The organism is Pseudomonas sp. GW823-FHT04A03 (assembly GCF_058796615.1).
On the sequence record NZ_JBXAIV010000014.1, the window covers coordinates 122,396 to 145,182 of the forward strand.

The window sequence follows — 22,787 nt, forward strand, 5'->3', positions numbered from 1 at the left end:
AATTCGCTGCATCACTTCACCTGTTTTGTTCTTTTTAAGTGTGAGTGCGTGTTACTGCTGGAGCCGACTATAAACCCGACCGCCGAATAATCTCAATATATAATTTTGCATCCCATATTTTGGGATTCAACCGGCGAATCGAGTACAGAGCTTTCCGGCAGCATCCACCTGCAGCGACAGCACCGCCCCGTCCAGCGGGTGGTTCAGCGGACTTTTGGCGCTGGTGATGTACAGGGTTTTCAGGTCTTCGCCGCCGAACACGCAACTGGTGGGACGGCTGATCGGCAGGTCGATCTTGCGGTCAATCTGGCCATCCGGTGTCAGGCGCAGCAGGCAGCTGCCGTCCCAGCGGGCGTTCCAGATGTAGCCCTCGGCGTCCATCGCCGAGCCGTCCGGGCCGCCGTGCTGATCGGCGCTGTACCAAGGCTGGGCGGTGTCGAGGTTGCCGTCGGTGTGAATGAAATAGCGGTACAAAGTGCTGTCGAGGCTGTCGCCGAACAACAGCGTGGTGCCGTCGTCGCTCCAGAGCAACGTGTTGGGAATGCCCAGGCCGCGCAGCAATGGCGTGACGCGTTTATCCGGATCAACCCGGAACAGCCCGCCGGAGCGACGCGTGATCGACAGATCTTCACCCTGTTCGCCGATGTTGTTTTGCATCGTCCCGAGCCACAAGCGGCCCTGGCCATCGCAACGTGCTTCGTTGGCGCGGTTGCCCGGTTGCGGATCGGCGACGCAGAACAGTGTCAGTCGCGGCTCAAGTCCGGGGGAATCCAGATCGAGCCGGTAGACGCCGCTGCTCAGAGTCACCAGCGCGTCGCCGCTGGCGCAGGGAATGAACGCCGAGACGTGCTCCGGCATCTGCCAGATCTGTACGTTCTGCCCGATCAGGCGTAGCGCCTGCTTGCCGGCGATGTCCACCCAGTACAGCGCCTGGGTTGGTGCGTCCCAGAACGGGCCTTCGCCCAGTTGCGCCCGATGCTCTGTCACCGCAGTCCACGTCATGCAACCTCCTGTCTTGTTGTTTTTGTCAGCTGGCTTTTTTGTCGGCCATCACCTGCGGGTAGAACCGCTTGATGGCCAGGTCGGCATTGTCGATCAGGGTCATGCAGGCCCACACGCCACGCGCGGCATCCCGGGCGGCGATGGCGTCGGCCATGTCTTTGTGGATGGGCAGTGTGCGGCGCAATTCGTCGGGATCGGCCGCCGAGACTTCGAAGGACACGGCAAGCAGGGCGCCGAGGGCCGGCACCATTTGCTCGATGAATTGATTGTGGCTGGCGGCGAGAATGCATTCGTGGAAGAACTGGTCGGCGCGGTTGTAATCGATGCCGCTGTGCGCGGCCCTCTCCAGGGCGTTGTAGGCTTGCTGAATGGCTTGCACCTGTTCGACAGTGGCCCGCTCGCAGGCCCAGCGCACCGCCATCGGTTCGATGGTGCGGCGCAGGTCGAGCAGGTCATCGACGAAGTTTTCCGGCAGACCGCTGCGTGACAGCCAGCCCACGACTTGCGGATCGAACAGGTTCCAGCGCTTGATCGGCAACACCCGCGTGCCGACTTTCGGCCCGACTTCAAGCATGCCTTTGGCGACGAGGGTCTTGATGGCTTCGCGGATCACCGTGCGACTGACCCCGAGCTGCTCGCCCAGATCGGCCTCGACCTTGATCGCCTGTCCGGGTTTGACCTGGCCGGCGGCAATCCAGGCGCCCAGCCAGTCAACCGTTGATGCGTGAAAACTGCTCGACATGGACACCCCGAAGCCGTTCGCTGTGGGTGTCCACGCTAATCATCATATGATTAAGAGTCAACGACAAAAAACCGCAGCCTGTTTTTACAGACTGCGGTTTTTTTAAGGTTCGAGACCGATGCGGAAGAACTCGCCGCCGCTCCAGACGCCAAGCCAGCGCTGACCATCGATTTCACGGCTGACTGCCAGCTCGACCAATTGGTAGAACACGTTGCGGTGGATCAGCGCTTCGAGGTTGGTGCGCACATGCACGTAGGGCGCAGGTTCTTGCGTGGTCGGATCGATCTCGACGCGGATCGGATGTTCCGCGCCGGCCTCGGTGGTTTCATCGACATTGGTGGTAAAGCGCAGTAACTGCGCCTCACCCTCGCCTTCCACCTCGACGGCAATCGCCACGAATGGCACGTCGTCGACCTTGATCCCGACTTTCTCAACCGGAGTAATCAGGAAATAGTCATCGCCGTCGCGGCGGATGATGGTGGAGAACAGCTTGACCATCGGCTTGCGCCCGATCGGCGTGCCCAGGTAGTACCAGGTGCCGTCCCGGGCGATGCGCATGTCGATGTCGCCGCAGAAATCCGGGTTCCACAAGTGCACCGGCGGCAAGCCTTTGGTTTTGGGGATTTGCCCCAGCAGGTCATTGGCTTTTTGCGGGCCACTCATGGCGTACTCCTTGAATTACTGGTCCCCGACGCCCAGCAGGCTGCGCGCGTACTGCGCAAGCGGTGGGCCGATCAGGTCTTCGGGCTTGTTGTCGTGGAACGTCAGTAAACCGCCACGACTCTTGATCCGTGCAGTATCAATCAAATACTGGGTGCTGGTCTCGATCAACATGATCTGAATCACCCCGTCGTCGATACCGAGGCGATCCACGGCTTCCTGATCCAGCCACTCATCGGAGTTGCCGATGCGGTCGTCGGCCTTGGCAAAACGGGTGTACAGCAGGTAGTGGGCACCGGCGTCGCGGGCTTCGCCCATCGCCTGGTCGAGGCCTTCCGGCGCACGGGCGCGGCGGACCATCGGGAAGTATTCGACGAAGCCTTTGAAGGCCTCCTCAGCGACGACGTTGGGACGCGGGTAAGAACCACCCGGCGGCGCGAACGAGCCTTGCGCGATGTAGATGAACGAATCCGGCTGAATGCGGAAATTGTTTACGCGACGGCTGTCGCTGTGATCCAGCAGCCCAGCGTCGCTCATCTGGTAGCGAGTCCCTTCGGCCATGTCACTGACAGTCATACAGCCGCCCAGCGCCAAAACGGCCAGCAGCAAAACCAGGCTACGCATCCTAATCCTCCAGAAGCCGGTGACGGAAAACCGGCGAATGGCCGTAGGATGCAGCTTTTGCGCCATTTCCAGATCTTCGTCGATTGTTCGATCGTAATCGCGAGCAGGCTCGCTCCCACAGGAGTCAGCATTCCTGTGGGAGCGAGCCTGCTCGCGATGAGGATTTTCAGCCGCCGATGATCTTCATGACGGTCGCGCCGCCGGAGAACGCGACTTCCTGCTTGTCGCCCAGCGCCTTGACCAGCAGTCGCTGCAACGCTGGCAGCGCCTTATGACGCGGCTTGTCGAGCAGGTCACCGACGTAGTGGCGGTTGCTCGACGACAGGCAGCCATGCAGCCATCCGGTGGACGACAGACGCAGGCGCGAGCAGGTTCGGCAGAACGGCACACTTTCGTTGGCGATCACGCCGAAGTTACCCCGACCGGGAATCGCATAGCGAACCGCCGTGGCGTCCACCGGCGCGTCGGTTTGCGCGTACTCGTAGTGCTCGCCGATCAGGCTCAGCAGCTGTTGCAGGCTGACGAACTGTTGCAGGAAGGCGTTGGAATCGGTGGCCAGGTGGCCCATGCGCATCAGCTCGATGAAGCGCAGCTCAAAACCGCGCTCGAGGCAGTAATCGAGCAGCGGCATCACCTGGTCGAGGTTCTGTCCGCGTAATGGCACCATGTTGACCTTGATCTTCATCCCCGCCGCGGCCGCCTGATCCATGCCATCCAGCACGGTGGCCAGATCGCCGCCACGGGCAATGCTGCGGAACGCGCCGGCGTCCAGGGTATCGAGGGAAACGTTGATGCGTCGCAGGCCGGCATCGACCAGCAGCGGGAGTTTTTTCGCCAGGAGCTGGCCGTTGGTGGTCAGGCTGATGTCTTCCAGGCCCATCTTGCCGACGGCGTTCATGAAAGATTCGAGCTTGGGGCTGACCAGCGGCTCGCCACCGGTGATGCGCAGGCGCTCGATGCCGGCGGCTTCGATCAGATAAGCCACGCCGCGTGCCATGGCCTCGGCCGACAGTTCATCCTGCGCAGCCACCAGCCGCTTGCCGTTAGGCACGCAGTAGGTACAGGCGTAATTGCAGGCTGAAGTCAGACTGATCCGCAAATTGCGAAAACGCCTGCCTTGACGGTCAACGATCATGAAGCACTCCGGCGATGGAAAATCGAGCGACTAAAACTTGACTCACAATTCAAGTTTTAGCAAGCCCTATGCCTGAGTATATTCCTGCGGTACTGCGCCATGTAGCGAAAAACACGGCGCATAAGGCGACTGAATGATTCAGCTGCTCGGTGTTTCAGGGTCGCGCTTGCGCTTGTTGCCCATGCGCACGCCGATGTCCATCAGGAACTGGAAGAAACCTTCCTGATCTTCCAGCACATTGCTCCAGAACGGCGAGTGATACAGCGCCACCGCGCCGTGCACCAGCGCCCAGGATGCGCAGTAGTGGAAGTACGGCGGCACGTCTTCGAGCTTGCCTTCGCTGATGCGGCCCTTGATGAGCAGCGTCAGGCGTTCGAAGTTCGAGGCACGGATCTTGTGCAGCTCCTCGACCATCTCGGGCACCTGATTGCCCTTGACCACCTTCTCTTCCAGGCGATCGAACAGGCGATAGCGCTGCGGGTCGCGCATGCGGAATTCAAAGTAGGCACGGGACAGCGCTTCCTTGTCCTTGTCGACATCGGCCGAATGCAACAGCTCGTTCAAGTCGCGCTCGTAATCGAGCATCAGGCGCAGATAGATTTCGGCCTTGGACTTGAAGTGCTTGTAGATCGTGCCTTTGCCGATACCCACGGCATCAGCAATCATCTCGACGGTGACACTGTCTTCACCTTGTTCGAGGAACAGCTTGAGCGCGGTATCGAGAATTTCTTGCTCGCGGCGACGAAACTCACGGACCTTACGAGGTTCTTTGTGCATAAGAAAAGGTCTGTAGGGGTCAAAATTCGAAGCCGCGTATTATGCCTAACTTGCGCAAAAATGCACGGATCATCCGACCATATCTGTGTTTCTTGTTCATTTCACGAACGTTTCGGGGGGAATGAGAACATAACCGAAGCGAACGTATTCCAAATTTGTTTAAAAACCCCGGTTGGCCAACTGGACTCGGCGCCAGACTGATCAATACTTGAACTGTCGGGCGACATCTCCCCCAAGTGTCGCGCCGGTAAAGGTACCAAGGGACCGCGTGCCTTTGTTTTACTCCTAATGGTCTTAACCCGGATTCACCCCCCAGAACCCGGGTTTTTTTTGCCTGCGATTCAGGCTTTTACATTCGCCAGCGGAAACAGTCGCTGGAAGTTCTCGGTGGTCTGCTCGGCAAAGCGCTCGTAGTTCTCCCCGCGCAGCATCGCCAGAAACTCTGCCACTTCCCGCACGTATTGCGGCAGGTTCGGTTTGCCGCGATACGGGATCGGCGCCAGGTACGGCGAATCGGTCTCCACCAGCAGGCGATCGGCCGGAACCTTGCTCGCCACATCGCGCAGCGCATCAGCATTGCGGAAGGTGACGATGCCCGACAGGGAAATGTAATAACCCATGTCCAGCGCCGCCTTGGCCATGTCCCAGTCTTCGGTGAAGCAATGCAACACACCGGCCTGGGGCAACGCGGCTTCGCGCAGCAATTCGAGCGTGTCGGCGCGGGCGCCACGGGTGTGGATGATCACCGGTTTGCCGGTCTGTTGCGCGGCTTGCAGGTGCAGACGGAACGATTCCTGCTGCAGCTCCGCCGCCTCTGGTTCGTAGTGATAGTCCAGACCGGTTTCGCCGATCGCCACCACTTTCGGGTGATTGAGCTCGTGCAGCAGCCAGTCCAGCGCTGGCGCCGCGCCCGGCTGCACATCCAGCGGATGTACGCCGACCGAGCAATCGACGTCGTCGTAACGCTCGGCCAGGGCTTTGACGTCGGCCGCGTTGTCGGCGCTGACGCCGATGCACAGGAAGTGTCCGACCCCGCGCTGACGGGCCGCATCCAGCGCGGCATCCAGGGAACCGTCGTGAGCGGCGAGATCGAGGCGATCAAGGTGACAATGGGAATCTACGAGCATAAAAAGGACTGCAACTTACATCGTATGAGTGGGACGGTCGGACTTCAGGGCTCCGGCCAGATGAGTTTCGATGCGACTGCGCGCGGTGTTGTCGCCATCGTTGAATTGCACGCCGACGCCGGCTGCGCGGTTGCCTTGGGCGCCTTTGGGGGTGATCCAGGCCACTTTGCCGGCCACCGGAATCTTCTCCGCCTCGTCCATCAGGTTCAGCAGCATGAACACCTCGTCGCCCAACTTGTAGCTCTTGTTGGTCGGGATGAACAGGCCACCGTTCTTGATGAACGGCATGTAGGCGGCGTAAAGGACCGACTTGTCCTTGATGGTCAGAGACAAGATGCCGTTACGCGGCCCCGGGCTCACAGGTTCATTCATGTTGACCTCCACTACTGATGTTCAGAGTCTAGGTACACATTCTTATCTTTGGCCAGGCAAGCTCGCCCATTGCACCAGCAACGCTTCCAGCAGCAATGCCGCATTGAGGTTGGCCTTGCTCAGGACTTTCTGGCGCTGGGCGAGGATCCAGTCCTGAATATCCAGCACTTTAGCCTGGGCACTTTTCTGCGCCAGGTACTGCACGACCTTGCGCATGTCGGTCAGGCCGAGACCCGCTTCGTCCTGGGTCAATTGATAGCGCAGGATCAGGCTCGACCAGTCGCAGAACCAGTCGAACAGCCGCAGCATCGGAATGTTTTTCCACTCCTCGGCCAGTTGCGTCGGTGATTGCTGCTGCTTGAGCAGCTTCTTCACGCCTTCGACAACCTGCGCGCGCTGGTCACGCACGCCCTGCCCCTGCAACGTGACGGCGGCCAACGGCGAGCCGGCGGCCAGAGTCAGCAGTTCGACCCGTTCGTCTTCGGAACATTCCGGCAATGCCTGAGCCAGCCATTGCAGGCTCATGGATTCGCTCGGCAGCGGACAGGCCTGCTGCACGCAGCGGCTCTTGATGGTCGGCAGCAAACGGCTCGGCTGGTGGCTGACCAGCAACAACACGGTATCGCCGGACGGCTCTTCAAGGCTCTTGAGCAAGGCGTTGGCGGCGTTGATGTTCATCGACTCCACCGGCTCGATCAGCACCACCTTGCGCCCGCCCAGTTGCGCGGTCTGCACCACGAAACTGACCAGATCGCGCACCTGATCGACTTTGATCGCCTTGTCCGCTTCCTCCGGTTCGAGGATGTAATTGTCCGGGTGGCTGCCGGCCCTGAGCAGCAGGCAGGATTTGCACTCGCCGCAGGCTTCAGGTGTCGGACGCTGGCACAGCAGGCTGGCCATCAGCCGCTCGGCCAGCGCGCGCTTGCCGATCCCGGCCGGACCGTGCAGCAGATACGCGTGAGCGTGCTGAGTGCGACCGGCCAGTTGCTGCCAGAGGCTGTCCTGCCACGGATAGGCCTCAGCCACGGCTCAGCTCCAGCAAGTTCGGAATCAGGGTATCCAGCGATTGTTGAACCTTGACCAACGGCTGACCGGCGTCGATCCGCACGTAACGCGCCGGATCAGCTTCGGCACGCTTGAGGAACGCACTGCGCACGGCCTCGAAAAACTCACGGCCTTCCAGCTCGAAACGATCCAGACGACCGCGGGCGCTGGCCCGGGCCAGGCCGATTTCCACCGGAAGATCGAAAATCAGCGTCAGGTCAGGGCGCAGGTCGCCCTGCACGAAAGTTTCCAGCGCCGCGATGCGCTCCAGCGACAAGCCGCGACCGCCGCCCTGATAGGCGTAAGTCGAATCGGTGAAACGATCGCACAGCACCACCGCGCCACGGGCCAGCGCCGGGCGAATGACTCCAGCCAGATGCTGGGCACGGGCGGCGAACACCAGCAACAGCTCGGTGTCCGGATTCATCACTTCGTCGACCGGGGCCAGCAACACCTCACGAATACGCTCGGCCAGCGGCGTACCGCCGGGCTCGCGGGTCAGCACCACTTCAATACCGGCGGCGCGCAGGCGCTCGGCGAGGTATTCGCGGTTGGTGCTTTTGCCGGCGCCTTCCGGGCCTTCCAGGGTAATAAACAAGCCAGTCACAGGCAGTCCTTAATCAAAGTCATTGCGTGTTTTGGGGAGCGGAGGCTTCCGGTTCCGGCGTCGGTGCAGGCTCTTGAGCAGGCGGCTGCGGCAACGATTCCGGTGCGGTATCAGGTGAGGCGGCAGGAATCGCCTCCTCGGCTGCCGGAGCGGCCTCGGGCGCGGTCGTCGGCGCCGGGCTCGAGCGGTAATCCGCGCGCCGCTTGAGCTGGTACTCGCGCACCGCGTTGTTGTGAGCGTCCAGATCATCGGAGAACACGTGGCTGCCATCGCCACGGGCAACAAAGTAGAGGCTGGTGCCATCCACCGGGTTGAGTGCGGCGTGAATGGCTTCACGTCCGACCATGGCGATCGGCGTCGGCGGCAGACCCGGAATCATGTACGTGTTGTACGGTGTGGCTTCCTTGAGATGAGCACGGGTCAGCTTGCCGTTATAGCGATCACCCAGGCCGTAGATCACCGTCGGGTCGGTCTGCAGCTGCATGCCCAGCGCCATGCGCCGCACGAAGACGCCGGCAATCTGGCCACGCTCCTGAGGCACGCCGGTTTCCTTCTCCACCAGCGACGCCATGATCAGCGCCTGATAGGGTTCGGTGTAGGGTACGTCGGCGGAGCGTTTTTCCCACTCCTTGGCCAGCACTTCGTCGAGGCGGTCGAAGGCCTTTTTCAGCAGTTCGGTATCGGTCACACCGCGCACGAAGCGGTAGGTGTCGGGGAAGAAGCGGCCTTCAGGGAACAGGCCCTTGTGACCGATTTTGGCCATCACATCACTGTCGCTCAGACCGTTGAGGGTCTGCTCGATCTTTTCATCTTTGGCCAGCGCGGCACGCACTTGATGGAAGTTCCAGCCCTCGACCAGGGTCAGGCTGTACTGAACCACATCGCCGCGCTTCCACAGGTCGATCAGGCCGTTGACGGTCATGCCCGGCTGCATGCGGTATTCACCGCTGTGAATCGGCGTGCCGGCGAGGTTGAAGCGCCAATAGACCCGCAGCCAGAAGGCGTCCTTGATGACGCCATCGGCTTCGAGTCCAAGAAAAGTACGGGTCGGGGTGGATCCCTTGGGAACATCCAGCAGTTCTTCCTGCGTGATGTTCAGGGGCTGTTCCAGTGCCGAATGAATCTTCCAGGCGCTGGCGCCCAACAGCAGCCCTGCCAGAACCAGTCCGGTTTCCAGCAGCAGCAAAAGTTTACGTCTCACGAATCAGGCATCCAGTAGCGCGCGGGCAATGGTTTGCAGTTTACGGGTGAGCGGGCCAACCGGCCAGCTCAGAGCAGCACAGGCACGTACCGGCCAGACGCCATACACGCTGTTGCAGACAAAGACTTCATCGGCCCATTGCAGCTGTTCGAGGGGGATGTCGGTGATTTGCACGGGAATGCCCAGGGACTCGGCCTGAAACAATATTTCTGCGCGCATCACACCGGCCACACCGCAGCGTTTCAGGTCCGCCGTGATCAGCACACCGTCACGCACAAGGAACAGGTTGCTGAACACACCTTCGATCACCCGACCGGCCTGATCAAGCATTAAACCTTCGGCATGCTCACTGTCCTGCCATTCGGCGCGGGCAATGACCTGTTCCAGTCGATTGAGGTGTTTGAGCCCGGCGAGCAACGGCTGCCTGGACAGGCGCGTGCTGCACGGAAACAGGCGAACGCCCTGCTCGGCGTGGGCCGCTGGATAAGCCGCGGGTGGATTGCCTTGCAGAATGCGCCGGCCCTGCGCCGAAGGATCCGGCGCATAACCGCGCAATCCGTCGCCACGGGTAAGGATGAGCTTGAGCACGCCCTCGCCCATCGCGGCAGCATAGGATTGCAGCTCATGACGAACCCGCTCGATGTCGGCAGCAATGGCCAGACGCGCACAGCCATCGGCCAGACGCGTCAGATGCCGATCCAGCAGCAACGGCTGGCCGCCACGCACGGCGATGGTCTCGAACAGACCGTCGCCGTAAGCCAGGCCGCGATCTTTCAGCGACAGAGCGTCAGCCGGCAGACCGTCGACCCAGCAGTCCATCAGCCGGCGAACCGACGGAACGCCAACGTGCCGTTGGTGCCGCCAAACCCGAACGAGTTGGACAGCACGACATCGATGTCCATGTTGCGCGCGGTGTGCGGCACGAAATCGAGGTCGCAGCCTTCGTCCGGCTCATCGAGGTTGATGGTTGGCGGCGCCACCTGGCTGTTGATCGCCAGCACGCTGAAGATCGCCTCGACCGCGCCCGCCGCACCCAGCAGGTGACCGGTCATGGACTTGGTGGAGCTGACCGCCAGCTTGTAAGCGTGCTCACCGAACACCGACTTGATCGCGTTGGCTTCAGCGAGGTCGCCGGCCGGCGTCGAAGTGCCGTGGGCGTTGATGTATTGCACTTGATCGACGTTGATCTTCGCATCGCGCAGCGCATTGGTGATGCAGCGTGCAGCACCGGCGCCGTCGGCGGGTGGCGAAGTCATGTGGAAGGCGTCGCCACTGGTGCCGAAACCGATCAGCTCGGCGTAGATGGTCGCGCCACGGGCCTTGGCGTGCTCGAGCTCTTCGAGCACCAAGGCACCGGCGCCGTCGGACAGCACGAAGCCGTCACGGCCCTTGTCCCACGGACGGCTGGCACGGGTCGGCTCGTCGTTGCGGGTCGACAGCGCACGGGAAGCACCAAAGCCGCCCATGCCCAGACCGCACGCGGCCATCTCGGCACCGCCGGCAATCATCACGTCGGCTTCGTCGTACATGATGTTGCGCGCCGCCATGCCGATGCAGTGCGTACCGGTGGTACACGCTGTGGCGATGGCGTAGTTAGGCCCCTGTGCACCCAGGTGGATGGACAGGAAACCGGAAATCATATTGATGATCGAGCCAGGCACAAAGAACGGAGAAATCCGGCGCGGGCCAGTCTCGTGCAGGGTGCGGCTGGTTTCTTCGATGTTGGTCAGACCGCCGATACCCGAACCCATGGCCACGCCAATGCGTTCACGGTTGGCATCGGTGACTTCCAGACCGGCATTGCGCACGGCTTGAAAGCCGGCCGCCAGACCGTACTGAATGAACAGGTCGAGCTTGCGCGCTTCCTTGACCGACAGGTATTCCTCGACATTGAAGCCCTTTACCGAGCCGCCAAAGCGGGTGGAATAGGCAGAAAGGTCGGTGTGTTCGATCAGACCAATGCCACTGCGGCCAGCCAGAATGCCCTGCCAACTGCTCGGCACATCCGTGCCCAGTGGCGACAACATACCCATACCGGTGACTACGACGCGTCTACGCGACACAGCACTCTCCTTTTTCAAATGACGACTTTGCATCAGGCCTAAAGAAAAAACCGCACGCCATGATGGCAGTGCGGTTTTTCCATGACAGCAAGCAACGATTACAAACTATTACGCCTGGTGGCTAGTAACGTAGTCGATTGCAGCTTGTACAGTAGTGATCTTCTCAGCTTCTTCGTCAGGGATTTCGGTCTCGAATTCCTCTTCCAGAGCCATCACCAGCTCAACGGTGTCAAGGGAGTCGGCACCCAGGTCTTCTACGAAGGAAGCGGTGTTGACCACTTCTTCTTCTTTAACACCCAGTTGCTCGGCAACGATTTTCTTGACGCGCTCTTCGATGGTGCTCATACCTTGTTTTCACTCCTAATGGACAAATTCAGGCAGCTGGCCAGTGGGTAAGTGTATAGAAAGACTTTTCAGCTTTTCAACTGAAAGCTTCACTCCTCAAACCCTGCGGCCCTCTGCCTATAAATAGATTTCAGCTTTATAACGGATTTTAGACAGCTCGTATGACATTTTTTTGAAGCAATCCGTCACATTTGAATTACATGTACATCCCGCCGTTAACCGGGATTGTAGCCCCGGTCACGTATGCCGCACCGTCGGATGCAAGAAAAGCGACCACGGACGCGATCTCTTGAGCTTGTCCCAGACGGCCCAGCGGAATCTGCGTCTGCAAGGCTTCACGCTGTGCTTCAGGCAGCTCGCGAGTCATATCGGTGTCGATGAACCCTGGGGTTACCGAGTTGACCGTAATCGAACGCGAACCGACTTCACGCGCCATGGCACGGCTGAAACCTTCCAGACCGGCCTTGGCGGCTGCATAGTTTACTTGGCCAGCGTTGCCCATGGCACCCACCACCGAGCCAATACTGATAATTCGGCCCCAACGCGCCTTGGTCATGCCGCGCAGAACGCCCTTGGACAGGCGATACAGACTGTTCAGGTTGGTATCGATCACGTCGTACCACTCGTCGTCTTTCATGCGCATCATCAGGTTATCGCGGGTGATGCCGGCATTGTTGACCAGAATCGCCACCGGCGCACCAAACTGCTCCTGAATGCTCGCCAGCACCTTGGTAACCGATTCGTCGCTGGTGACGTTCAGTTCGAAACCTGCGCCCTGAATGCCGTTTTCCTTCAGGGTCGCAGCAATACGCTCGGCGCCCGAAGCGGAAGTCGCGGTGCCAACAACAATGGCGCCCTGACGACCCAGTTCCAGTGCGATAGCCTGGCCGATGCCACGGCTTGCGCCGGTGACCAGTGCAACTTTACCTTGCAGACTCATGCAAGCTTCTCCTGATTCAGACAGCCGCTGCACGGGCGGCAGCGAAAGCGTCTGGGGTATTGAGGTTGGAAGTCGAAACGCCTTCGGCGCAACGTTTGTTCAGACCGGCCAGCACCTTGCCAGGACCGCACTCGACCAGGTTGGTCGCGCCTTTGGCGGCCAGAGTCTGTACGGATTCGACCCAGCGAACCGGCTTGTAGAGTTGCTCCAGCAGATCACGCTTGAGGGTTTCCAGATCCGCCGGCACCTGGGCGCTGACGTTCTGTACCACAGGGATCTGCGGCGCCTGCCAGTCGATGGCAGCGATGGACTCGGCGAAGCGCTCGGCAGCCGGGCGCATCAGTTCGCAGTGCGATGGCACGCTGACCGGCAGCGGCATGGCACGCTTGGCGCCACGGGCCTTGCAGCCTTCAATGGCACGCTCAACGGCAGCCTTGGCACCAGCGATCACCACTTGGCCCGGGGAGTTGAAGTTCACAGCGCTGACCACTTCGCCTTGCGCCGCTTCGGCACAGGCCGCCAGCACGTCGGCATCTTCCAGACCGAGGATGGCAGCCATGCCGCCCTGCCCGGCCGGAACGGCTTCCTGCATCAGTTGGCCACGGCGCTCAACGAGCTTTACCGCATCCGCCAGGCTCAGGCTGCCGGCAGCGACCAGCGCGCTGTACTCACCCAGGCTGTGACCGGCAACGAAGGCCGGACGCGCACCACCTTCCGCCAGCCACAGACGCCACAGGGCGATGGAAGCGGTCAGAATGGCCGGTTGGGTTTTATCGGTTTGATTGAGCAGCTCTTCCGGACCCTGCTGGGTCAGCGCCCACAGGTCATAGCCCAGAGCATCGGATGCTTCTTTGAAAGTTTCGAGGATCAGTGGATGTTGCGCGCCCAGCTCGGCCAGCATGCCGAGGGACTGCGAACCCTGTCCTGGAAAGACGAATGCGAGGGAAGCAGACATGTAACAAGCCCCTAATGATCTTGTCGTCGGAAAAATGGCATCCCGCTAGAGGGACGCAAGAAACTGACAGTTGGATGGCCCTTTGAACCGGGCGGTCACATTTAAGCATTGTCCGACGAAAACGCCTAAGACAACAAATCCTCCAGACGGCCGTGCAGGCGTTCGGGAAGATTCTCCTGAATCTCGATCAGCGCTCGCTGAATGGCACTCTGAAACCCCTGAACCCCGGCCGAACCGTGACTTTTCACGACAATGCCCTGCAAACCGAGGAAGCTTGCGCCGTTGTGTCGCGCCGGCGCCAGATCAGCCTGCAGACGCTTCATCAATGGCAGCGCCAGTGCACCGACAGCGCGGGAGGCGAGGCTTTTCTTGAATAAGGCTTCGATGCGCGCGGCGATCATCGTCGCCAGGCCTTCGCTGGACTTGAGCAGGATGTTGCCGACAAAACCGTCGCAAACCACCACATCCGCCTCGCCGCGATACAAGCCATCACCTTCGATGAAACCGATGTAATTGATGCCCCGGGCAGCCTGCAGCAACGTCGCAGCCAGCTTGACCTGCTGATTGCCCTTGATGTCTTCGGTACCGATATTCAGCAGCGCGACACGCGGACGGGCAATGCCCAGGGTTTGCGCCGCCACCGACCCCATCACGGCAAACTGCAACAGATGCTCAGCACTGCAATCGACGTTGGCGCCCAGATCGAGCAACTGGCAATAGCCCTTCTGGGTAGGGATCGCGGCGACCATGGCCGGACGATCAATCCCCGGCAGGGTCTTGAGCACAAATCGCGACAGGGCCATCAAGGCACCGGTATTGCCGGCACTGACACAGGCCTGAACCTTGCCGTCACGCAGCAATTCGAGGGCGACACGCATCGACGAGTCCGGCTTGCCACGCAGGGCCTGAGCAGGTTTTTCGTCCATGGTGATGACTTCGGACGCCGGAACAATCGTCAGGCGCGCGCGATCGGCAGCCGATTGGCCGGTGATCAGTTCTTCAAGAAGGGAGGGTTGACCGACGAGGGTCAGGTGCAGCGAGGGTGTAGCAGAAAGGCAAGCAAGGCTGGCCTGAACAATGCTGCGGGGACCGAAGTCCCCGCCCATTGCGTCAATCGCGATGACTTGAGCGGACAAGTGATTACTCGTCAGCGCCCTTGTCGATCACTTTACGGCCACGGTATACGCCTTCTGGCGATACGTGGTGACGCAGGTGAACTTCACCAGTGGTTTTTTCTACAGACAGGGTGCTAGCCTCGAGAGCGTCGTGCGAACGGCGCATGTCACGGGCAGAGCGGGATTTTTTGTTCTGCTGAACAGCCATAATTGATTAACTCCTAAACGTTTGGGTCACGCTTTAACTGCGCCAATACACTGAACGGGTTGGACCGCGTTACCTCGTCCTCGCTCGGTTCGGGCTCATCTGCTCCCGCCGGCTGCTGGCATTCTTCCGGATGATGAGCAGGCACAATGGGCAAGGCGAGCAGAAGCTCCTCCTCGATCAGTGACTGCAGATCCAATGGATCTTCGCCCAGTTCCAGCACGTCATAACCTTTCGGTAACGACTGGGTATTCGCACCCTCCTTCACTACAGCGTAACTGCATTCGCTGTGGATCGGCAGGGTGACCAGCTCAAGACAACGCTGGCAAACCATTTTGACTTCGGTGTCGATAAAGCTGTGGATCACCACAGATTTACGTTCATCTCGTTCAAAAACGAATTTTGCCTGCACCGTACCGACATCGTCGGAAAGCGGGTCGCAGAGTCTCTTCAAATCGGCCAGCAGCAGTTCACCTTGAAGGGTGGTGCCACGGTCAGCCAATTTGCGCGGGTCAACGTGAGGTGGAATCGGGTCATTCAACATAGGCGCAGCATTATAGGGATGCACCCACCCATGTCAAAGGAAATTGTGCCCTGTCCGTCACTTGCGCGCCTCCGCTAGAATCTGTCGCCTGCCTCTGGAGATGCGAATGCTGCCTTTATTACTCGCTTCAAGCTCGACCTATCGTCGGGAATTGCTCAGCCGCCTGCGCCTGCCGTTCGTCTGCAGCTCGCCGGATATCGATGAAAGCCATCGCCCGAACGAGTCGGCAATCGAGCTGGTCAAACGCCTCGCCGAACAGAAAGCCCGCGCCCTGGCCGACAGCCACCCTGCTCACCTGATCATCGGTTCCGACCAGGTTGCGGTACTCGGCGAGCGCATCATCGGCAAGCCGCACACCTTCGAAAACGCCCGCGAACAACTGATGGCCGCCAGCGGCGCCAGCGTGACCTTCCTCACCGGCCTGGCCCTGTTCAACAGCCAGACAGGCCACTGCCAGGTCGATTGCGTACCTTTCACCGTGCACATGCGCGTACTGGATCAGGCCCGCGTCGAGCGCTACCTGCACGCCGAGCAACCCTACGACTGCGCCGGCAGCTTCAAGGCCGAAGGCTTGGGTGTAAGCCTGTTCCAATCCACCGAAGGCCCCGACGCCACCAGCCTGATCGGCCTGCCACTGATTCGCCTGATCGACATGCTGTTGACGGAAGGCGTACAGATTCCCTGACCCACAAAAAAACCGGCCCTCAGGCCGGTTTTTCTTGCAGCATTCGATCAGCGCAACGACGGGCCGTTGAAACCCATCCACATTGCCAGTTTCTCGGCAACGCTGGCACCGAGCTTCTTCGAGAAGCGGTCGAACGGCGATTCCTGAACGGTGAAGTCCACCAGTTCCTTTTCGCCAATCACGTCACGCGCCACCGAACTGGCATTGCCCAGACCATCGATCAAACCCAGTGGCAGCGCCTGCTCGCCAGACCAGACCAGCCCGGAGAACAGCTCCGGATGCTCCTTGTCTTTCAGGCGATCGCCACGCCCCTGCTTGACGCTGTTGATGAACTGCTTGTGCGTGGTATCCAGCACACTCTGCCAGAACGCGGTTTCTTCCGGCTTCTGCGGCTGGAACGGATCAAGGAACGACTTGTGCTCGCCGGAGGTGTAAGTGCGACGCTCGACACCGAGCTTTTCCATGGTGCCGACAAACCCGTAACCGGCCGCCGTCACACCAATGGAACCCACGAGACTGGCCTTGTCGGCATAGATCTGATCCGCCGCGCTGGCGATGTAATAGGCACCGGAAGCGCCCAGATCGGAAATCACCGCGTACAGCTTGGTATCGGGATGCAGGCCGCGCAGGCGCTTGATTTCGTCATACACGTAACCCGACTGCACCGGACTGCCGCCCGGACTGTTGATGCGCAGGATTACGCCTTTGACCTTCTTGTCTTCGAACGCCGCCCGCAGACTACCGACAATGTTGTCGGCACTGGCCGGTTCTTTGTCGGCAATCATGCCGGTGACGTCGATCAGCGCGGTGTAGTTCGGGCCACGAGTTGCGCTTTTCTCCATATCCATCAACGGCGTGAACAGGATCAGCGCAACAAACAGATAAACAAAGGTCAGCAACTTGAAGAAGATGCCCCAGCGCCGCGAACGACGCTGTTCCTGCACGCCAGCCAGCAGGGTCTTTTCCAGCAGCTTCCAGCTTTTCGCATCACCGTCGTCGGCAGTTGCCTTGGCCGGTGCTTTCCATTCGTCGGTCATGCCATCCACCCCAGCAAAAACGTATTAAGCCTGCTTCCCCAGCCAGGCGTGCAATTCGGAAAAATGGTCGATCGACAGTCGCGGCTCGAACTGCTGCAGTGATTCGATCGATTGCGCGCCATAACTGACCGCCACCGAATCCATCCCCGCATTGCGCGCCATCAGCAGATCGAAGGACGAGTCACCAACCATCAGCGCCTGTTCGGCACGCACACCGCAATGCGCAAGGATCTGCTCCAGCATCAGAGGGTGCGGCTTGCTTGCAGTTTCATCGGCAGCGCGGGTGATATCGAAATAATCTTCCCAACCATTGGCCCTGAGCACCCGATCCAGCCCGCGACGATTCTTGCCGGTCGCGACAGCCAGGTGATAGCCCTGCTCGCGAAAAGACGCCATCGACTCGACTACACCTTCGAACAACGGCGAAGGCACCGCTTCTGCAGCGATGTAGTGATCCGCGTAATACTCGCGGAACAAGGTCATTTCGGCATCGCTGATTTCCGGATACAAGGTGCGGATCGCCTCGGGCAAGCCCAGCCCGATGATGCCTTTGACGGCAAAATCATCACGCAACTCAAAACCTGAACGTCCGGATGCCGAGTGCATCGCCTCGACAATCCGATGAATGGAATCGGCGAGCGTGCCGTCCCAATCGAAAATCAGCAGTTTGTAATCAGATGGGCGCACTCAATCGCTCCACAGTCTTGGCCCACATCTCATCGACCGGTGCCTGCAACTTGAGTTCACCGCCATCGGGCAGCGGCACGGTCAGCATGTAGGCGTGAAGGAACAGGCGCTTGCCGCCCAGATCACGGATTTCCTTACTGAAATCGTCATCGCCGTATTTGGTGTCACCCGCAATGCAATGCCCGGCGTGCAACGTGTGGACGCGGATCTGGTGCGTACGACCGGTGATCGGTTTGGCTTCGATCAGAGTGGCAAAATCGCCAAAGCGACGCAGGACCTTGAACACGGTCACAGACTCCTTGCCCTCCTCCTCGTCAACCTCGACCATCCGCTCACCGGAGCGCAGATTGCTCTTGCCGAGCGCCGCACGGACCTGCTTGATCGAGGTTGCCCAGTTGCCGCGAACCAGCGCCATGTAGCGTTTATCGACACCGTCACCGCGCAACGCGGCATGCAAGTGGCGCAACATGCTGCGCTTCTTGGCGATCATCAGCAGGCCGGAGGTGTCGCGATCGAGACGGTGAACCAGCTCGAGCTCCTTGGCATCGGGGCGCAACTGACGAAAGGCTTCGATAACGCCGTAATTCAGGCCGCTGCCACCGTGAACCGCAATGCCGGCGGGCTTGTTGATCACGATCAGGGCCTTGTCTTCGTAGACAATCGAGGCTTCCAGGCGCTGCAACAGGCCTTGGGCCAAAGGCACCGGTTCGTCACGCTCAGGCACGCGCACGGGTGGCACGCGCACGATGTCGCCGGCCTGCAGCTTGTATTCGGGCTTGATCCGACCTTTGTTCACACGCACTTCGCCTTTGCGCAAAATGCGGTAAATCAAGGTCTTGGGCACGCCTTTGAGCCGGGCGAGGAGGAAATTGTCGATTCGTTGGCCGGCATATTCCGGCGAGACCTCAAGCAGTTGAACGCCTGGAGTCGAAGGGGCAGTAGTCGTCATGGCGCCGATGATAACAATTTTTTATGGAATTGAAGCACTTAATCATTGCTGCTATAGTCGCGAACGCCGCCAAAAGCGGCCTGGACAGCGGAACCACGGTCAAAAACCGGCCCTGACCAACGCAATTCACCAGGACGCGAGGCCGTCCTACGGGGCTTTTGCTACGTAACGGTGGAGTTTGCAGCTGTAACAAGCGCAGGTGACATGAGGCCTGAATCACGCCGCAAAGCAGAGTTTTGACTCGCCACGCGAGCCATATTCACGGCCAGTTCACAAAGTGCAGTCAGCCGCGGATGACCCCGAGCGAAGACTCCGGAAACACCGCCTGAATTAGCCATGATGCGTGACCTCCCCTTTCGGAGCTCACGGTAAATGCCAACCCGCTGCGGATTCTGCGCGCGGCAGCACCCGAATTATCAGGGATACGTGTAGGGTGGAGATGCACAACCGCTGGACTGTGTAGCAACAGGCTTTCTCAAGACGCTTCATCTCGTCCACAGCCACCGGTTGATTCCTCCTCCTGACTGAGTGCTTAAGTAGCCACAGCAAGCAGGACGCGTACGTCGCGATAACGGCCCAATTGGCCGGACATCGCTGGACACGGGAATGGCCAACCACTCCCGACGCACCTGACACCGACCGTGAGAAGTCGTGTGTGCCGAACGCCGTTTCCGGCAGCCCGGAAACCGACGGTACTACATGAAAAGAATGCTGATTAACGCAACTCAACCCGAAGAGTTGCGTGTTGCACTGGTAGATGGCCAGCGCCTCTACGACCTGGACATCGAATCCGGTGCACGCGAGCAGAAAAAGGCCAACATCTATAAAGGCCGCATCACTCGCATCGAACCAAGCCTTGAGGCTGCCTTTGTCGATTTCGGCTCCGAGCGCCACGGCTTCCTGCCCCTCAAAGAAATCTCCCGCGAATACTTCAAGAAAGCCCCTGAAGGCCGCGTCAACATCAAGGACGTCCTGAGCGAAGGCCAGGAAGTCATCGTTCAGGTCGAAAAAGAAGAACGTGGCAACAAGGGCGCAGCCCTGACCACCTTCATCAGCCTGGCCGGTCGTTACCTCGTTCTGATGCCGAACAACCCGCGTGCCGGCGGCATCTCCCGTCGCATCGAAGGCGAAGAGCGCAACGAACTGCGTGAAGCGCTGAACGGTCTGGTCGCTCCGGCCGACATGGGTCTGATCGTGCGCACTGCCGGCCTTGGCCGCAGCAGCGAAGAAATGCAGTGGGACCTCGATTACCTGCTGCAACTCTGGACCGCCATCAAAGAAGCCTCGCTGGATCGTTCCGCGCCGTTCCTGATCTACCAGGAAAGCAACGTGATCATCCGCGCCATCCGCGATTACCTGCGCCAGGACATCGGCGAAGTGCTGATCGACAGCGTTGAAGCCCAGGACGAAGCCCTGACCTTCATCCGCCAGGTGATGCCGCAGTACGCCAGCAAGATCAAGCTGTACGAAGACAGCGTTCCGCTGTTCAACCGTTTCCAGATCGAAAGCCAGATCGAGACCGCCTTCCAGCGCGTCGTCGAACTGCCGTCCGGCGGCTCCATCGTCATCGATCCGACCGAAGCCCTGGTGTCCATCGACATCAACTCGGCGCGCGCCACCAAAGGCAGCGACATCGAAGAAACCGCCCTGCAGACCAACCTTGAAGCAGCCGAAGAAATCGCCCGTCAGTTGCGCCTGCGCGACATCGGCGGCCTGATCGTCATCGACTTCATCGACATGACCCCTGCCAAGAACCAGCGCGCCGTGGAAGAGAAAGTCCGCGAATGCCTGGAAGCCGACCGCGCTCGCGTGCAGATCGGTCGCATCTCGCGCTTCGGCCTGCTGGAAATGTCCCGTCAGCGCCTGCGTCCTTCGCTGGGCGAAAGCAGCGGCATCGTCTGCCCGCGCTGCAGCGGCACCGGCATCATTCGTGACGTCGAATCGCTGTCCTTGGCGATCCTGCGCCTGATCGAAGAAGAAGCCCTGAAAGACCGCACCGCCGAAGTTCGCGCTCAAGTGCCGATCCCGGTGGCCGCGTTCCTGCTCAACGAAAAACGCAACTCGATCACCAAGATCGAACTGCGCACTCGCGCCCGCATCGTCATCCTGCCGAACGATCACCTCGAAACCCCGCATTTCGAAGTTCAGCGTCTGCGTGATGACAGCCCGGAAGCCGCGACCAACCAGTCCAGCTACGAAATCGCTGCCGCTGCTGCCGATGTCGAAGACGTCCAGCCAGCCGCCGCGACCCGCACCCTGGTTCGCCAGGAAGCCGCGGTCAAGACTGCTCCGGCCCGCGCCAACGCTCCGGTGCCGACCGAAGTCGCCGCGCCAGCCCCGGCACCTGCTCCGGTTGCCGCGCCAGAGCCAAGCCTGTTCAAAGGCCTGGTGAAGTCGCTGGTCAGCCTGTTCGCCACCAAGGAAGAGCCAGTTGCTCCGGTTGTGGTTGAAAAACCTGCCACCGAGCGTCCGGCCCGCAACGAAGAGCGTCGCAACGGTCGTCAGCAGAGCCGCAACCGTAACGGTCGCCGCGATGAAGAACGCAAACCGCGCGAAGAACGTGCACCGCGTGAAGAGCGCGCCCCACGCGAGCCGCGTGAAGAGCGTCAGCCGCGCGAACCACGTGAGGTCCGCGAGCCACGCGAATCCCGTGACGAAGCACCGGTAGCCCGCGAAGAACGCGCACCGCGCGCTCCTCGTGAAGAACGTGCACCACGTGCTCCGCGTGAAGACCGCAAGCCACGTGGCGAGCGTGAAGAACGCGTACGTGAACTGCGCGAGCCTCTGGATGCCGCCCCGGCCGTTGCTGCTGCCGCCACCGCTGAAGAGCGTCCGGCCCGTCAGCCGCGTGAAGAACGTGCGCCACGTCCTCCGCGTGAAGAGCGTCAACCGCGCGCCGAACAGGCCGCTGCTGCCGTCGCTGAAGAAGAAATCACCACCAACGAAGAGCAACTGCCGGAAGACGGTTCGGAGAACGCCGAAGGCGATCGTCCACGCCGCCGCTCCCGTGGTCAGCGTCGTCGCAGCAACCGTCGCGAGCGTCAGCGTGATGCCAACGGCAACGTGATTGAAGGTTCGGAAGAATCCGAGTCCGGCGAAAACGCTCAAGCGCCAAGCACTGCCGATCTGGCCGCTGGTCTGGCTGTGACCGCTGCTGTTGCCAGCACCGTGATCAGCGCCCCAGCCGAAGCTCAGGCCCACGAGCAAGCTGAACGCGCTACCGCTGCCACTCTGGAAACTGCTCCGGTTGAAGCACCGGTTGTTGAAGCAACCACTCCGGTAGAAGCAGTTGCTGCTCCTGAAGTCGAAGTGGCTCCGGTTCGCGAAGCTCAGCCTCAGGTTGAAGCGGCTGCCGAACCAGCAGTGACCTTCGAAGCACCAGTCGTTGTTGAAGAGTCGGTTGTCGAAACCGTCGCTGAAACCGTGAGCGAAACCGTGCGTGAAGTTCGTGAAGAACAGACCGCATTCAACTGGGTCGCCGAGCCGGCTGTCGCTGAAACTCCAGCGCCAGTGGTTGAAGCGCCTGTTGTTGAAGAAGCCAAGGCTGCCGAGCCAGTAGTTGTTGCTGAACCGGCACCGGTTGTTGAGGCCCCTGTGGTTGAAGCGCCAGTAGTAGCCGAAGCACCAGCGCCAGTGGTTGAAGCTGCTCCGGTCAGCGCCCTGACCCCAAGTGGCCGCGCACCGAACGACCCGCGTGAAGTGCGTCGCCGCAAGCGTGAAGAAGAGCGTCTGCAGAAGGAAGCCGAACTGGCTGCCGCTGCGGCTCCAGTCGCTGCCGAGCCAGTGGTTGCCGAAGTGGTCGAAGCAACTCCTGCCCCGGTCGCTGAAGAAGTTGCCGTTGAAGCCGTGATTGCCGAAGCACCACGCTCCGTTCAGGAAGCGGTCGAGCAACACGAAGAGGCCCAGGAAAAAGAACACGAGCCTAAACCCCTCGTCTGATTCCAAACTGTCTAGTCCTGAAACAGGTGTAA

24 protein-coding genes are annotated in these 22,787 nt (G+C 60.4%); 2 read left to right on the top strand and 22 right to left on the bottom strand.

Annotated features, from left to right (window positions below; translation table 11 throughout):
* Positions 1-126: 126 nt before the first annotated feature.
* The 19 genes from AC1Q9F_RS25965 to AC1Q9F_RS26055 form a co-directional block, all read right to left on the bottom strand.
* Entirely contained in the window at positions 127-1,002 is an 876-nt protein-coding gene (locus AC1Q9F_RS25965; RefSeq protein WP_492621238.1) for an SMP-30/gluconolactonase/LRE family protein, read from the bottom strand.
* A gap of 25 nt (positions 1,003-1,027) precedes the next feature.
* Complete coding sequence (locus AC1Q9F_RS25970) at positions 1,028-1,744, bottom strand: FadR/GntR family transcriptional regulator (RefSeq protein ID WP_115078840.1); 717 nt, start codon at positions 1,742-1,744, stop codon at positions 1,028-1,030.
* Between the two features lie 102 nt (positions 1,745-1,846).
* On the bottom strand, positions 1,847-2,407 hold the full coding sequence (locus tag AC1Q9F_RS25975) for a DUF1285 domain-containing protein (RefSeq protein ID WP_207983636.1): 561 nt from the start codon (positions 2,405-2,407) through the stop codon (positions 1,847-1,849).
* A 15-nt stretch (positions 2,408-2,422) separates the two neighbouring features.
* Positions 2,423-3,028 carry a DUF4823 domain-containing protein gene (locus AC1Q9F_RS25980; RefSeq protein ID WP_207983637.1) on the bottom strand — a complete coding sequence of 202 codons (606 nt, stop codon included), beginning with the start codon at positions 3,026-3,028 and terminating at the stop codon, positions 2,423-2,425.
* Positions 3,029-3,194: 166 nt separating this feature from the next.
* A complete protein-coding gene (locus AC1Q9F_RS25985) occupies positions 3,195-4,163 on the bottom strand; it encodes a GTP 3',8-cyclase MoaA (RefSeq protein ID WP_492621239.1) in 969 nt (322 codons plus the stop codon).
* Between the two features lie 138 nt (positions 4,164-4,301).
* Positions 4,302-4,940: a TetR/AcrR family transcriptional regulator gene (locus tag AC1Q9F_RS25990; RefSeq protein ID WP_007950805.1), complete on the bottom strand. Its 639-nt coding sequence runs from the start codon at positions 4,938-4,940 to the stop codon at positions 4,302-4,304.
* A 341-nt stretch (positions 4,941-5,281) separates the two neighbouring features.
* The gene (locus AC1Q9F_RS25995) at positions 5,282-6,067 is read right to left on the bottom strand and encodes a TatD family hydrolase (protein WP_492621240.1); all 786 of its coding nucleotides are present in this window, start codon (positions 6,065-6,067) and stop codon (positions 5,282-5,284) included.
* Between the two features lie 15 nt (positions 6,068-6,082).
* Positions 6,083-6,439, bottom strand: a complete 357-nt coding sequence (locus AC1Q9F_RS26000; RefSeq protein WP_007950801.1) for a PilZ domain-containing protein — start codon at positions 6,437-6,439, stop codon at positions 6,083-6,085.
* A 42-nt stretch (positions 6,440-6,481) separates the two neighbouring features.
* Positions 6,482-7,465 carry a DNA polymerase III subunit delta' gene (locus tag AC1Q9F_RS26005; protein ID WP_207983638.1) on the bottom strand — a complete coding sequence of 328 codons (984 nt, stop codon included), beginning with the start codon at positions 7,463-7,465 and terminating at the stop codon, positions 6,482-6,484.
* Positions 7,458-8,090 carry a dTMP kinase gene (gene tmk / locus AC1Q9F_RS26010; RefSeq protein ID WP_492621241.1) on the bottom strand — a complete coding sequence of 211 codons (633 nt, stop codon included), beginning with the start codon at positions 8,088-8,090 and terminating at the stop codon, positions 7,458-7,460. Before tmk ends, AC1Q9F_RS26005 begins: the two co-directional genes overlap by 8 nt.
* Positions 8,091-8,109: 19 nt before the next feature.
* Positions 8,110-9,291, bottom strand: coding sequence for an endolytic transglycosylase MltG (mltG, locus tag AC1Q9F_RS26015; protein ID WP_207983639.1), 1,182 nt, complete (start codon positions 9,289-9,291; stop codon positions 8,110-8,112).
* Between the two features lie 3 nt (positions 9,292-9,294).
* Positions 9,295-10,110, bottom strand: coding sequence for an aminodeoxychorismate lyase (gene pabC / locus AC1Q9F_RS26020; protein ID WP_064383485.1), 816 nt, complete (start codon positions 10,108-10,110; stop codon positions 9,295-9,297).
* Positions 10,110-11,354: a beta-ketoacyl-ACP synthase II gene (gene fabF / locus AC1Q9F_RS26025; protein ID WP_064120373.1), complete on the bottom strand. Its 1,245-nt coding sequence runs from the start codon at positions 11,352-11,354 to the stop codon at positions 10,110-10,112. The genes pabC and fabF overlap by 1 nt, the downstream gene beginning before the upstream one ends.
* 108 nt (positions 11,355-11,462) lie before the next feature.
* On the bottom strand, positions 11,463-11,699 hold the full coding sequence (gene acpP / locus AC1Q9F_RS26030) for an acyl carrier protein (protein ID WP_003175607.1): 237 nt from the start codon (positions 11,697-11,699) through the stop codon (positions 11,463-11,465).
* Positions 11,700-11,895: 196 nt separating this feature from the next.
* Positions 11,896-12,639 (bottom strand): 3-oxoacyl-ACP reductase FabG, encoded by a 744-nt coding sequence (gene fabG / locus AC1Q9F_RS26035; RefSeq protein ID WP_007950790.1) that lies wholly within the window; start codon positions 12,637-12,639, stop codon positions 11,896-11,898.
* Between the two features lie 16 nt (positions 12,640-12,655).
* Entirely contained in the window at positions 12,656-13,594 is a 939-nt protein-coding gene (gene fabD, locus AC1Q9F_RS26040) for an ACP S-malonyltransferase (RefSeq protein ID WP_007950787.1), read from the bottom strand.
* A gap of 125 nt (positions 13,595-13,719) precedes the next feature.
* On the bottom strand, positions 13,720-14,730 hold the full coding sequence (plsX, locus tag AC1Q9F_RS26045; RefSeq protein ID WP_207983641.1) for a phosphate acyltransferase PlsX: 1,011 nt from the start codon (positions 14,728-14,730) through the stop codon (positions 13,720-13,722).
* 4 nt (positions 14,731-14,734) lie between these two features.
* Positions 14,735-14,917, bottom strand: coding sequence for a 50S ribosomal protein L32 (gene rpmF, locus AC1Q9F_RS26050; RefSeq protein WP_003179396.1), 183 nt, complete (start codon positions 14,915-14,917; stop codon positions 14,735-14,737).
* Positions 14,918-14,930: 13 nt separating this feature from the next.
* Positions 14,931-15,458, bottom strand: coding sequence for a YceD family protein (locus tag AC1Q9F_RS26055; RefSeq protein WP_003204262.1), 528 nt, complete (start codon positions 15,456-15,458; stop codon positions 14,931-14,933).
* Positions 15,459-15,564: 106 nt separating this feature from the next.
* On the opposite strand from AC1Q9F_RS26055, the gene AC1Q9F_RS26060 reads away from it, so the two are divergent.
* Entirely contained in the window at positions 15,565-16,143 is a 579-nt protein-coding gene (locus tag AC1Q9F_RS26060) for a Maf family protein (protein WP_492621242.1), read from the top strand.
* A gap of 47 nt (positions 16,144-16,190) precedes the next feature.
* Here AC1Q9F_RS26060 and sppA read toward each other — a convergent pair whose 3' ends face one another.
* The 3 genes from sppA to rluC are packed head-to-tail and all read right to left on the bottom strand — an operon-like array spanning position 16,191 to position 18,816.
* On the bottom strand, positions 16,191-17,180 hold the full coding sequence (sppA, locus tag AC1Q9F_RS26065) for a signal peptide peptidase SppA (RefSeq protein ID WP_207983643.1): 990 nt from the start codon (positions 17,178-17,180) through the stop codon (positions 16,191-16,193).
* Between the two features lie 24 nt (positions 17,181-17,204).
* Complete coding sequence (locus AC1Q9F_RS26070) at positions 17,205-17,867, bottom strand: HAD-IA family hydrolase (RefSeq protein WP_492621243.1); 663 nt, start codon at positions 17,865-17,867, stop codon at positions 17,205-17,207.
* Positions 17,854-18,816, bottom strand: a complete 963-nt coding sequence (gene rluC / locus AC1Q9F_RS26075) for a 23S rRNA pseudouridine(955/2504/2580) synthase RluC (protein WP_492621244.1) — start codon at positions 18,814-18,816, stop codon at positions 17,854-17,856. The genes AC1Q9F_RS26070 and rluC overlap by 14 nt, the downstream gene beginning before the upstream one ends.
* A gap of 699 nt (positions 18,817-19,515) precedes the next feature.
* Between rluC and rne the strand changes: the two genes are divergently transcribed.
* Positions 19,516-22,755, top strand: coding sequence for a ribonuclease E (gene rne, locus AC1Q9F_RS26080; protein WP_492621245.1), 3,240 nt, complete (start codon positions 19,516-19,518; stop codon positions 22,753-22,755).
* The last annotated feature ends 32 nt before the right edge of the window (positions 22,756-22,787 follow it).